Annotated in this window: 10 protein-coding genes and 1 tRNA gene; 5 read left to right on the forward strand and 6 right to left on the reverse strand. The window is 27.1% G+C overall.

Features of this window, described 5'->3' with window-relative positions; genetic code table 11:
• The first annotated feature begins 2 nt into the window (after positions 1-2).
• Positions 3-371 carry a glutaredoxin domain-containing protein gene (locus GOY14_RS00085; protein ID WP_175809162.1) on the forward strand — a complete coding sequence of 123 codons (369 nt, stop codon included), beginning with the start codon at positions 3-5 and terminating at the stop codon, positions 369-371.
• Positions 372-652: 281 nt separating this feature from the next.
• Entirely contained in the window at positions 653-922 is a 270-nt protein-coding gene (locus GOY14_RS00090; protein WP_175809164.1) for a hypothetical protein, read from the forward strand.
• A gap of 488 nt (positions 923-1410) precedes the next feature.
• On the opposite strand, the gene GOY14_RS00095 is transcribed toward GOY14_RS00090, so the two are convergent.
• The 5 genes from GOY14_RS00095 to GOY14_RS00115 all read right to left on the reverse strand — a co-directional run bounded on the left by GOY14_RS00095 (position 1411) and on the right by GOY14_RS00115 (position 8029).
• Complete coding sequence (locus tag GOY14_RS00095; RefSeq protein ID WP_175809165.1) at positions 1411-1920, reverse strand: DNA-3-methyladenine glycosylase; 510 nt, start codon at positions 1918-1920, stop codon at positions 1411-1413.
• A 1150-nt stretch (positions 1921-3070) separates the two neighbouring features.
• A complete protein-coding gene (gene plsY, locus GOY14_RS00100) occupies positions 3071-3643 on the reverse strand; it encodes a glycerol-3-phosphate 1-O-acyltransferase PlsY (RefSeq protein WP_175809166.1) in 573 nt (190 codons plus the stop codon).
• A gap of 125 nt (positions 3644-3768) precedes the next feature.
• Positions 3769-5235 carry an alanine/glycine:cation symporter family protein gene (locus GOY14_RS00105; RefSeq protein WP_175809167.1) on the reverse strand — a complete coding sequence of 489 codons (1467 nt, stop codon included), beginning with the start codon at positions 5233-5235 and terminating at the stop codon, positions 3769-3771.
• A gap of 1334 nt (positions 5236-6569) precedes the next feature.
• Positions 6570-7340, reverse strand: a complete 771-nt coding sequence (locus GOY14_RS00110; protein ID WP_175809168.1) for a CDP-alcohol phosphatidyltransferase family protein — start codon at positions 7338-7340, stop codon at positions 6570-6572.
• Positions 7337-8029: a phosphatidylserine decarboxylase gene (locus tag GOY14_RS00115; RefSeq protein WP_175809169.1), complete on the reverse strand. Its 693-nt coding sequence runs from the start codon at positions 8027-8029 to the stop codon at positions 7337-7339. The genes GOY14_RS00110 and GOY14_RS00115 overlap by 4 nt, the downstream gene beginning before the upstream one ends.
• A gap of 787 nt (positions 8030-8816) precedes the next feature.
• Between GOY14_RS00115 and GOY14_RS00120 the strand changes: the two genes are divergently transcribed.
• Positions 8817-9854 carry a quinone-dependent dihydroorotate dehydrogenase gene (locus GOY14_RS00120; RefSeq protein WP_175809170.1) on the forward strand — a complete coding sequence of 346 codons (1038 nt, stop codon included), beginning with the start codon at positions 8817-8819 and terminating at the stop codon, positions 9852-9854.
• A 99-nt stretch (positions 9855-9953) separates the two neighbouring features.
• Positions 9954-10664: a ribonuclease III gene (gene rnc / locus GOY14_RS00125; RefSeq protein ID WP_175809171.1), complete on the forward strand. Its 711-nt coding sequence runs from the start codon at positions 9954-9956 to the stop codon at positions 10662-10664.
• A 93-nt stretch (positions 10665-10757) separates the two neighbouring features.
• On the opposite strand, the gene GOY14_RS00130 is transcribed toward rnc, so the two are convergent.
• Positions 10758-10829: transfer RNA gene (locus GOY14_RS00130), tRNA-Glu, on the reverse strand.
• Between the two features lie 476 nt (positions 10830-11305).
• Between GOY14_RS00130 and gatA the strand changes: the two genes are divergently transcribed.
• Positions 11306-12781 carry an Asp-tRNA(Asn)/Glu-tRNA(Gln) amidotransferase subunit GatA gene (gene gatA, locus GOY14_RS00135; RefSeq protein WP_175809172.1) on the forward strand — a complete coding sequence of 492 codons (1476 nt, stop codon included), beginning with the start codon at positions 11306-11308 and terminating at the stop codon, positions 12779-12781.
• The last annotated feature ends 14 nt before the right edge of the window (positions 12782-12795 follow it).

The following is a 12795-nucleotide window of genomic DNA, read 5'->3' on the forward strand; positions in this document are numbered from 1 at the left end:
TCATGAAAAATCATAAAGGAAAGGTTGTAATATATGTGAAACAATATTGTCCATTTTGTAAAAAAGCAAAAGAGTTACTAGACAAAAAGGGGGTGGAGTATAAAGAGATTGATGTACTCAAAAATTCAGATTTATTTGATGATATAAAATTAAAGTATAATGTTGTAACAGTTCCGCAAATTTTTGTTAATGATGAAAATGGTAGTTGTATGTATCATATTGCTGGGTATGATAAATTGATAGATCTTGAAAAAGAAGGAAAGTTAGACAACATATTAAGCAATAATGAAGATTATATTGATACTACAACTTATACAAGCAATAGTTATGAATATGAAGAATATATTGTATCAGATGATGGTTTTATATAATCTTTATGTTTTGTTTTAAGTTGTCATAATATACTTTCGTTTAAAGAAAGTGATGTGCTCACTTAAGTTATTTTAATGGACCAGAAATAAAATTTTGTCTAGTAAGTTTTTTTTAGTAGATAAAATAACAAAAAATATTTCAATTCTTAACAAAGTTTAATTGCTATTGCACTAGTTAGTAAATAAGATTTAGAAAATTTTATAAAAATTTTTATAATGCTTGAAAACATTAGTGGCAAAAGCTTTTTTTTTTACAGAAGAAGTGAAATATCGTATAAAAGATGTATAACATAAAAATTATTTATTTATTAAAAAATCTTGGTTTTATATATCATAATGTTGAAAATATATTACATCACTTAAGTAAGTATGGGATAGAAGTGCAAGGCAAAAGTTATCACACTTTTTTTCTGTATATAATAGAAAGCTTGAAGCTAGGAGAGGGAGGTAGGGTAGAAATTTTACTTTTGCTTGTTATTTTAACACAATTTAGTATGGAATTAATTAAGAGTGTTTACAATAACTTTTATGGATGGAAAAATTGGAGTTAAATTTGTGAAATAGCAAGATATTTATAAAGTTATTAGAAAGTAAGAAGGAATATATGATTATGTATAAAAAAATAATATTTAGTGTAGTAGCTTGTTTAGGAATACGTTGAACCATGATTCAATTATAAGGTTGTTGATAAAATCTTGCTTTTTAGCACAAGAGAAAGAAGTAAAACCAAAGATTTAGAATAACTTGCTTTTAAGAATAGAGCTCTTATTGAGTACTTCAGCATTAAGAATATAAATAGATGTCCACATGCTCATTTTTTAAAAAGATATGAGAATATCATTAAATGCATAGAAAATATTTTGTGTAATTTTGTAGTAAATGAAACCAGCGAATTTTCTGTAGGGCAATTAAATAAATTGAGTTTAGAGATTTCCTCCTGATACTCAAGAAGTATTACTAAAACTATAGATGAGTTTGTCAAGTTTTACTAAGATATATGTTTATATTATAATATATAATATTTATAATAATACTAAGGTTAAAAGCTTTTAAATCGCCAAAATTTTTCTTTGCCTTTGTTAATTCCAATTCTTGGGGTACAGATGTAATCTGGTTTTATATAAGATTCATAGACACAAAACTCATGACTTATAGTGAGGTCTTGTTTATTATGTTTTTTGGTAATATTTAATTTTTTGCATATTGTTCCTGGTCCATCTAGCTTTTTCTCAATAGGTTTAATGAGTTTTATTCCTCGTATTAATACTGCAGCTGGAAATCCTTTTATTTCTGTTACAATATTAAAACAGTAATATATTCCATATATGATATATACATACGAAAACCCAGGTGTACCAAACATTACTGAGGTTCGGTTAGTATAACCTAGTGCTGCATGACAAGCTGGGTCATTTGTTCCTATGTAGGCTTCAACTTCAGTTATTATTCCACTAAAGCTAGAAAATTTTAATATTTTTCCTAGTAACTCCCCTGCTACAGTTAAAGTAGGTTGTTCATAGAAGCTTCTTGGTAGTATTATATTATTCATTATAAATAAGTATAACTTATTTGTAGATATTTTACATTATTTCTTGATCAATTTTATTAAAGATATTCATAATCTAGAAACGGAAGCTTAATGTTTTTTATAAATGGGTGACTGCGTTTTTCAATTTTTTCAAAAATACAAAGGATTTTGGCTAGTTTGCTGTTTTTATTAAGTTATAATGGTTGTAATGCTTGATATTATTTTCTCTATTTTTGTCTATTCTGCTTTTTTTATTATCATTGAATATTTTCCTTAATAGAGAAGGGTGATAACATTGTTTTTCCTTTTAATTTATTTAGCTATTTTACGTAATGTTTTTGTTATTATTTATTTTTGAAAGACTTAAAATAAAATTGCTAGGAAATTTGATGCGTTAATTAGAATTATTCTTAATTATTACTCTATCCTTTAAGAAGGAGGGTACTTTTTATTTTTATTGTTTTTTAAAAGCTGTCTTATTAAAAAATCTTATAAGTATATAAAAACTTTCACTCTTATTATTGATTATGATATTAGTGAATAGTTTGTATAGTTTATGATTTTTTAATATAGAATGTTTTTGTATATCTACATTATATATAGCAAAATATTTTATATATTAGAATACTAAAGCTTCTAATGTGAAAGTGTAATATTTTTTGTTTAATTGTGTGTGGAATCTTTTTCTTCTTGAAAGAAAAGTGCTTATAAAATTTACTTTGAAATAAGATTGTTTTTTGTATTATCGTTGTTTTCAGTAGAATAATGATTATATGTCGACTTTAATAAAAATCTTAGAATAATTTTATATTTAATTGTTTAATTTATAGTCTTTTAATTTAAGAGAATTTAAATTTTAAGGTTTGATAATATTTAAACTATAAATAAGATTTTTATTAAAATATTTATTGAACAATGTTATTCTGTTACTAATTATTTATGAGAATTACTGGTTATAAATATCATATAGAGGTATATGGGGTAAAATATCTAATTTAGTGTTAATGATCTTGTTTTATAGATAAACTATTTAAATAATGAAATGGTTTACTATATTTTTTATTTTTTCTATTTTTTTCAGTTTATGGAATAGAGATTGATCTCTAATATTTATTGCTTATTTGAATTTATCTACGTACTACCTTTTAGGTTAAGCTATAGAATATAGATATTATTCTTTATAAAATTTATATTCTTTTTTTTGAAGAAGATTTATGATATTTTTATAGTGCTTAGAGAAAATTAATGTTGCTATAATTAAAAGAATAAAAAATAACTTTTTTTGAAAGAATGGGGATGCTATGACTGTTATTGTAGTAGAGCTTAAAGAAGCAAGAGAAGAATACTTAAAGCTAGAAAATACTACTAGCCAGGTCAGTATAAATATTAATGCTAATGTGATATTAAGTGCTATCAAAATTCCTAAAGTTGTTGCAACTCCCTTGCCTCCATGAAATTTTAGCCAAATAGGAAATATATGTCCTAGAACTGCTAAAATTGCAGATGTATATATGCAGTTTTTAAAAAATAGTTGTGTTATATAGACTGCGATAAATCCTTTTAAGGAGTCTAGAAATAATATCAGAGCGGCAAGTTTTTTATTTCCTGTTCTTGCCACGTTTGTAGCACCAATGTTTCCAGAACCTATTTTTCTTAAATTTATTCCTTTTACTCTTGTGATAATTAAACTAAATGGTATTGATCCCAATATGTATGATAATGTAAGAACTATATATTTTTCCATTACTATTTATATTTTACTACTATTCTAACATAGAATATTAAACTCAGAGAAAAAAGTAGCTATTATTTAATAATAAATACTCAATTGATAGTAGTTTATGTTTATTTATTAGAATTACTAAAAAATTAATTAATTTTATTATCCCTTAATTTTTTTAGGTAATATTGAACTTCATTATTGATTTGATTGCTAAACAATATAAGCGCTGTCATATTGATAAGAGCTAAGCAAGAGAATAAAGTTCCACCAATGTTTGCGATGGTCATTATATTTTTAGAAAGGCCAGAAAAAAATGCTACAATGATTACCGCTATGCGGTATATTATTATATTCTTTATACCAAATAGATATAGCCATCCCATTTCACAACAGTATACAAATGAAATTACTGAAGAAAATGCAAATAAGGGGGCAGCTATAGTTAAAAGTATAGGAAACCAAGAAGAAACTGTTTCGAATGCTTTTTGGGTGATGAGTATTCCTTCACCTACATTGGTTTGGTATGCACCTGTTATCACTATTGTTATTCCTGTTAAACAACAAATTAACATTGTATCAAAGCATGGTTCTAGCATTGCAACTAATCCAGTCCTAACTGGTTCTTCATCTTTAGCTACCGCATGTGTAATTGATGCAGAGCCTACACCTGCTTCACTAGCGAAGATTGCTCTTTGAATTCCAGCAACAAATGCTCCTATTATTCCCCCGCCAGCAGCATTGAAATCTATCATATTAGAAAATAATATTTTAAATGCATTATTAAAATTATTTATATTAAATATAATGATTGTGATACAACCAAAAATGTATATTATTGACATAACTGGCACTAGTGCAGAGGATACTATGACTATTCTTTTGATTCCACCAATAATCACTAGAGCAAGTAGTATAGAGATTATGGAAGAGAGTAACCAAGGATGACTATTTGCCCAATTTGAATAGCTAGATAGTATTGAGACCATTTGGTTGGTTTGAAATGCTACGCTTCCACCAAGACCAGATAATATAAAAAATATCGCGTATGTTGCAGCTAAGATAATGCCAAGTTTTTTAAACCCAAATTCTTCAAGACCATTTCTAATGTATTGAAATGGGCCACTAAATAGTTGTTTTTGCCCTTCTGTTCTATGTCTGAATGCTAAAGTTACTTCAGCAAATTTTGCTGACATACCAAAAAGGCCTGTAATCATCATCCATGGTACTGCTCCTGGTCCTCCTGTTGAAATTGCAATTGCAACACCGGCAACAGTTCCAAGACCTACCGTGCTTGAAAGTGCTGTTATAAATGCTTGAAAATGTGTGATATGACCATCGTGGTGATCTGTATAATATTTTCCACATAAAATAGTAAAAGCATGCTTAAACATTTTTATGTTGAGAAATTTAAAACGCAGTGTTAAAAATACATAACCAAATGCTACTAAAAGGATTATGAATGGTATATGGAAAATTTTAAAGAATAATACTTCATCCATAAAGTTATTTATTTTATTTAGTACAGCATCATAACTTTCATAAAAGCTTGAAGTAGCATATGAATCATTAAATAATAGACAAAATAATACTACATACAATGATCTACAAATCATATTAATACCTCTTAAAATTATAATAAATATTGTGTTTAGGATTTTTTTTCTTAGTAAGCAGATATGTTGTAATAGCGTTTGGAAACATAAAATACAAACGAATTATTGCTTAGATAGATATAATAAATTTTATTTCTGGTATATATTAAAATCAGTGTAAAAGTTTAAGATACACTGATACTTTTTATTACCAAACAAGTGTAACTTCACTAATAATAAGCTATTATTGTAGGGGATGCAAAGAAAAACATTATTGGAAAGCTAGCTTGTTAATTAAGATAAAATTTTTAAAGACTATGAGTTAAAAAAACAGTATGGTATTAATTTTTGTATTAATGTCATTAATATATTGATGAATAATTATCAGGGATAAAACTAGTATTGTTATTTATGAAGATGTTTTATTGCTATAAATATCAACTTTATTTATCTCTTTATTTTACAGCTTGATGTGTTATAACTCCTACTGTTTTAATGTTTACTTTGTTAGTATATATGTTCTTTCGTGTTTACTATTAATTTACTTAATACTTTATTTTTATAGTCTCTTTAATTAAGATATTTTGATATTCTTAGATTAAGAACTATTCAATTTATTTTTGTTATATTAAGTTGAGTACATTATGTTTTTATATTCGTACATTATTATGGTTGCACTAAAGTTTGTTAAATAAAAGTAATTTGATTCTAATTTTTAGAATTATAAATGATAAGTTAGTATAATTTAGAAGTTTATTTTGCATTATAAAAAAAATGTATGGCAATGTAATACTATAATTTAGTTTATTTTAATAGTGTACCTATGAATTTTTTGTATAAATGGCATATTTACGTAGGTAAATGTAAGTTATTTGCTAGTTTTGTAGATTGTTTTTTAAAATTTGTGTTTTAGTCTAATAAAAAAGATTTTTGTTACCAGTGAAATTTTTAGAATAATGAGTAAATATTAAGTATTACTTCAATAAACTTCATATATATGTTGTAAGTATTTTATATTTATCAAAGGTTGGATTGTTAGCTATTATATTTTTTATTATTTTTAACTATTTATATCCTATCCTGTAATTATTTTAAGATTAATTATTTTAGATTAGTGTTGTAAATATTATAATAGTAGTTGTCGTTAATTATGATTATATTTTAGGTTCAATATTGCTCTATTTATATTTTATTTTTGCTAGCTGAAATGAATGAATAAAATTAAGTAGTAAAAATTTTTACTTTTGTCGGTATCTATGGTTTTATGGAATATTAAGTGTCTTTAAATACATAAAAGTTGGTTTGTAATATAACCATTTTTAGTTATGCTATTATTATTTTATTGGAATTTATAGCTAGCGAGCTTTATACATATAATATATATAAAACCCAACACTTATTGGAATAGTAAGTGTGTATACTATACTTAAAATTGGTAGAGTAATCCAAGGTTTACTGACAAAAAATACAATAAATACTCCAAAAAGTGATACAAATATATAAGATAAATTTCTGGGAATATAGATGTATTTTGCAGAAAAAGTTGGGATATGACTGACTGAAAGGAATGAAATGGATAAAAAGTAACAGGCTATGTTTTTTATATTAAAAAATTTTTCCATAAGAAGTAAATGCTTACTTTCCTGAGAATGAAAAGTAACAATTATTGGTAGTAGAGAAAGTAAAGCACATATTGGTGCTGGTACTCCAGAAAAGAAAAATTTTTCCCAATCAAATTGTTCTACATTTAATAATACATTAAATTTTGCAAGTCTTATTGAGATGCAGATTACATATATCATTACCAATATCCATCCTATAACTTTTATTTCTTTTAATTTCCAGAAGTATAGAAGAAATGCAGGTGCTGTACCAAAGTTTAGAAAATCTGCAAAAGAATCAAGTTGTGCCCCAAAATTGCTAGTTGATTTTAATATTCTTGCTATTTTACCATCCATCCCATCTATGATGGCTGCAATAATAATAAAAATGACTGCAAATTCCCACTGTTCATTAAATGTGAATTTAAGTGAAGTAAGACCGGAGCATAGACCCAATAAAGTTATAAAGTTTGGAAATAATTTAGCAACGGGAAGGAATCTATTATTATTACTATTGTTGTTCATATACTGTCAAAAGTAAGTTTTTCTTGAACATTTTCTTTATTTAAATTTGCTATAATTGTTTCACCGCCAATGACAGTTTGTCCTTTTGAGACTTTTATTTCTATGTCAGAGGGAACGTAAATATTTACTCTACTACCAAACTTTATAATTCCAAACCTTTCACCTGCTTTTACATCTTGAAAAACTTTTAGGTTACAGATAATACGACGTGCAATTAGTCCAGCTATTTGTTCTATAATAATTCTTTTTTCTTTTTCGTGCTCAATTACAATAACTTGCTTTTCATTTTCGTTGCTAGATCTATTATTCATTGCAGATATAAATCTACCTTTTTTGTAGTGTATTTCTTTTACTGTTCCAGATATTGGAATGCGATTTACATGTACGTCTAAAATACTTAAGAATATACTAATAAGTATGAATTTTTTTTCCTTTTCATTTTCTCCCGATAAAGGGGAGTTAACTTCTTTAATTTTTGAAATTATGCCATCTGCTGGACTTACTATAAGATTTTTATTGCTTGGTACGACTCTTGTGGGGTCACGAAAGAAATAAGAGCATAATAATGTTGGGAATAAGCATGTGATACCTAATCCCCAGGATATAGAAAACGCTATACATGTCATTATAAAAAAAAATATTATAAATAAGTAGCCTTCTCTATTTATATTAGGTAACCCAAAATGCATAACTATTGACAATAATTTGTTGTTGATAACTTATCACTTATTTTTTTTAATGAAAAGTTTTTTTTGGCATTTTATAAAAACTTTTTGATCAGTGTAGAAATTAATAATTTTTAGTTAAGGAATAGACTTAAACGAAGGAGAGTGAATTTAAGGTATAGATAACAAATGTTTTATAAATATCATGACAAATAAATTTAAGATAAGAGAAAAAGTGGTTTCTTATCAGAAAGTTAGTAAAATACATAGAAGCAAAAAGAAAGTTAATAGTGTTTTAAAATAGAAAAGGTGTAAAAATTAAGTGTAGGCTAATATAAAATGGTTTCAATCATGTATAATGAAATAATGACTATAAATTTAGTTCAAAGAATATTTCAGTTATAAAATACTAGTAAAGTTTTTAATTAGATTGATACTCTTTAAAATTTTTGTTTATTCTTGCTATTTTATTTTTAATAAAAAATTATCTTCTTTTCACAGATAGAGTTAATTACAAATTTTTTTGCTTTTTACTCAAAATAATTTTTATTTGATAATTTTTTTTATTGATATGTTTGGTAAAGATTTTTTTGACTGATAAGCGAAACATACTTATTTTCTTATTGTATCTTTAAAATATTCAACTATGATCTGCTTGTTAGTGATAAATTATAAATCAGAATAAGTACGATATAATTAGATGAAAAAGCTTTTATCGTGTATTTATTGGCAAAATCGTAACAATTTTTTTAAAAAGTTATAGTTGTAATATATATTCTAGTAGAAAATATAATAGAGAATATATCGAATTATGATAGTACATAATTTATTGTTTTTACTACCCCCTGAAATTTCTCACTCTTTGGCACTCATGATTTTAAAAAAGATGTCTTGTAAAAAACTTATAAAAGAACTACCTAAGTCCTTAAGTGTAAATTTTTTTGGTAATAAAATTAGAAGTCCAGTTGGACTTGCTGCAGGTTTTGATAAAAATGCGGAAGTTATAAAATCTATGTTTTCATTTGGTTTTGGATTTATTGAAGCTGGTACTGTAACTAAATATCCTCAATATGGAAATAGAAAACCTAGAGTTTTTAGGTTAATCCAAGATGAAGGGATAATTAACAGATTGGGTTTTAATAATAAAGGAATAGATTATTTTCTTGAGCAGGTAAATAAAGTTAAGCTTGATGATTATGTTTTTGGTATTAATATAGGAAAAAATAGTATATCTCAGAATCAAATTAGCGATTATGTTGATTTACTAAAGATGGTATATGGAAAAAGTAACTATATAGTGTTAAATATTTCATCTCCAAATACACGTAATTTACGTAATTTGCATAATAAACAAGAATTATTAAGATTGCTGAAATCTATAATTTTAACTAAGAAGTCAATTAACAGTTCTAAATCTACTCCTATAATGCTAAAAATTTCACCAGATATATGTCAAGAAACGAAAGAAAATATTGCTGAACTTGTATTAGAATATAAAATTGACGGTTTAGTAGTAAGTAATACTACAGTCAGTAGAAATAATTTATGTTCTTGTTGTAATGAAAGTGGTGGATTAAGCGGTAGACCACTGTTCGGGATTTCAACAAAGTTGTTGAGTGATATGTATAAGCTTACTAAGGGTAAAGTGTTATTGATAGGGTGTGGAGGAATATCAAGTGGTATTGATGCATATGAAAAAATAAAGGCAGGAGCATCTTTAATACAATTATATACTGCTCTAATATATCATGGGCCTAAAATTGTGAATAGAATTAATTTGGAGCTTGCAGAATTAGTAAGAAGGGATGGGTTGAAGGATGTTAGCGAGGCAATAGGTTGTGATTGTTAATCTTAGTAAAGTTGCTATTAATTTTAATAAAATAAGATTATTTATTTTTTAATATGAAGATGTAGTAAGTGATGTTTCTTTTATTTTTAAGGTATAAATATGCAAGACTTAAATGACGCTATATCCAAAATTATTAACTATAGATTTAAAAATGATACTATATTAAAGGAAGCATTGACTCATCCGAGTTTAAATAAGAAAAATAAAAAAAATAATGTTGATAGTTATGAGAGACTAGAGTTTTTAGGTGATAGTATTTTAAATATGGTTGTGTCTATTATGCTTTTTAAACTTTTTCCTGAAGAAAAAGAAGGAGGATTAGCTAAAAGAAAAATGGATTTAGTTTGTGGTAGTACTATTGCTAATGTTGCTAGAATGATAAAATTGGATAATTTTATTATTATGGATAGTCGTTGTGAACACCGTAATAGTAGAAAGTGTAGCCTAAAAAATTTAGAAAACGCATTTGAAGCATTGATAGGTGCAATTTATATTGACGGCGGATTTAGTAACGTCGAAAGATTTGTTATTCAGTACTGGAAAAAGCTAGCTGAATATATGCTTAATCCTCCTCAGGACTCTAAAACCTCGCTACAGGAGTGGGCGCAAAAGAACAAGCTATCCTTACCAAAGTATGAACTTGTGGAACAAAATGGACCAGCACATAGTCCTGAATTTATTATGTCAGTTTGTGTAGGAAATTATGGTAAAGCTTTTGCATATGCTTCTAGTAAAAAGGCTGCTGAACAAAAAGCTGCTAAGTTGATGCTTGAAAAGATTAATAATAGTAAGAAGACTAGTTTAAGCTAGCAAAAATTTAATTTATAAGGAGTCAAATAAGAATTTTTATTGAAATTAAAGGTTCTTTTTTTAGCTTTTGGATAGTATATCAGATGGCTGATATGACTCTTACGGGACTTGAACCCGTGTTATCACCGTGAAAGGGTGATGTCCTAACCACTAGACGAAAGAGTCAGTAAACCTGATTAGGTTATAATAGTACTTATGTAAAGTCAATTCAATTATTTTATATAAAATAAATACTGAGTAAGTTAAACTTACTTTACATCTGCAAAGAAAAATTACTATACAAGTCATGTAACTTATTTATGATTTTGTTTTTTTATTTGGAATTAACTAATTAGATTTAAGAATAGTGGAATAGGTAGTAGTTCATTTTATAAAAATAAAATACTAGTAACTATCTAAAATTTTAGTGGATAGTATATAATATTTATCATTTAAGCTAATATTAGTATTATAGTATTAAATATTAAACTATAATTTATGCTATGATATATTAGGATAATGATTTAAGCATGATTTTAATTTAATTCGAATTTGTTTTGATTATTTAAATGTCTTGGTCATATTTCTATTATAGTTAGAAATATATAGACCATTTGCTTTATTGTTGTTATAATTAATGTTTTGCTTAAAATTAAATTTTAATGAATGAATTAAGAAGACTAAGCATTACAGAAATGCGTGAGGGCCTTAACCGTAAAGATTTTTCTGCTATTGAACTTGCTGAGGTACATATTAATGCAGTTGAAGGTGAGAAGTTAAATGCATTTGTAACAAAAACTCCAGAAGTAGCAATAAGAGCTGCTAAAGCAGCAGATGAATATTTTTCAAAACAGAAAAATGATGTAACTCCTCCACTTATGGGTATACCAATTGGTGTAAAAGACTTGTTCTGCACTAAAGGAATAAAAACGACGGCATGTTCAAAAATGCTAGAGAATTTTATTCCTACTTACGAATCTACAGTATCTGAATTACTTTTAAAGAGCGGAGCAGCTATGCTTGGTAAGCTTAACATGGATGAGTTTGCTATGGGTTCTGCGAATACAAATAGTTGGTTTGGTCCTGTTGAAAATGTTTGGACTAGAAAAAGTGATGGGGAAAAAGTTGTGCCTGGTGGATCATCTGGTGGACCTGCATCAGCAGTTGCTGGATTTTTATGTGCTGGAGCACTTGGTAGTGATACTGGGGGATCTGTACGTCAACCGGCAGCTTATTGTGGTGTAGTTGGGATAAAGCCAACTTATGGGAGGTGTTCACGTTTTGGTATGATTGCGTTTGCAAGTTCTTTAGATCAAGCAGGGGTGATTACTCGTTCTGTTTCCGATTCAGCATTAATGCTAGAAACAATTTGTGGGTATGATAATAAAGATTCAACATCAAGTGAAAGGTTAGTACCTAAGTTTTCTACTCTTATAGATGGTGATATCAAGGGCAAGCGTATTGGTATACCAAAAGAGTATAGAATGAGTGGAATTTCAGAAGAAATTGTTCATTATTGGGAAAAAGTTTCTTCTGATTTAAAAGAAAATGGTGCTGAAGTTATTGATATTGCATTGCCATATACTAAATATGCAATACCAGTCTACTATTTAATTTGCTTTGCTGAAGCTTCATCTAATCTTGCTCGTTATGATGGTGTGCGTTATGGCTTTAGAGCTAGTGCTGACTCTCTTGAGGAAATGTATTCACTAACGAGAGCAGAAGGTTTTGGAAAAGAAGTAAAAAGAAGAATTTTAATGGGGGCTTATGCACTTTCTTCAGGTCATTATAATGAATATTATGATAAAGCACAACGTATTAGAGCATTAATCAGGAACGATTTTATAGAAGCATTTGAAAAAGTAGATTATATACTTGTTCCATCGACTCCGACAGAAGCTTTTGGTTTAAACGAAAAACCAGATCCACTAATTATGTGCATTAATGACGTTTTTACTGTACCGGCAAGTCTAGCCGGTTTACCGGCTATTTCTATTCCTGTTGGACTTTCTAATGAAGGATTACCACTTGCTTTACAAGTAATTGGAAATTATTATGATGAAGCTGGAATATTAAATGTAGCAAATGTAATTGAGCAAAATTGTGGTAGAATAATTGAGTTATATAGTTTAGTATAGGCTTATTGAGCTAA

Source organism: Wolbachia endosymbiont of Dipetalonema caudispina, from assembly GCF_013365495.1.
GTDB lineage: Bacteria > Pseudomonadota > Alphaproteobacteria > Rickettsiales > Anaplasmataceae > Wolbachia.

What these genes read in the sequence shown, in the direction of transcription:
- gatA (WP_175809172.1), top strand. Translation starts at nt 11,306, where the DNA reads ATGAATGAATTAAGAAGACTAAGCATTACAGAAATGCGTGAGGGCCTT.
- GOY14_RS00120 (WP_175809170.1), top strand. Translation starts at nt 8,817, where the DNA reads ATGATAGTACATAATTTATTGTTTTTACTACCCCCTGAAATTTCTCAC.
- GOY14_RS00110 (WP_175809168.1), bottom strand. Translation starts at nt 7,340, where the DNA reads ATGAACAACAATAGTAATAATAATAGATTCCTTCCCGTTGCTAAATTA.
- GOY14_RS00090 (WP_175809164.1), top strand. Translation starts at nt 653, where the DNA reads ATGTATAACATAAAAATTATTTATTTATTAAAAAATCTTGGTTTTATA.
- rnc (WP_175809171.1), top strand. Translation starts at nt 9,954, where the DNA reads ATGCAAGACTTAAATGACGCTATATCCAAAATTATTAACTATAGATTT.
- GOY14_RS00115 (WP_175809169.1), bottom strand. Translation starts at nt 8,029, where the DNA reads ATGCATTTTGGGTTACCTAATATAAATAGAGAAGGCTACTTATTTATA.
- GOY14_RS00095 (WP_175809165.1), bottom strand. Translation starts at nt 1,920, where the DNA reads ATGAATAATATAATACTACCAAGAAGCTTCTATGAACAACCTACTTTA.
- plsY (WP_175809166.1), bottom strand. Translation starts at nt 3,643, where the DNA reads ATGGAAAAATATATAGTTCTTACATTATCATACATATTGGGATCAATA.
- GOY14_RS00085 (WP_175809162.1), top strand. Translation starts at nt 3, where the DNA reads ATGAAAAATCATAAAGGAAAGGTTGTAATATATGTGAAACAATATTGT.
- GOY14_RS00105 (WP_175809167.1), bottom strand. Translation starts at nt 5,235, where the DNA reads ATGATTTGTAGATCATTGTATGTAGTATTATTTTGTCTATTATTTAAT.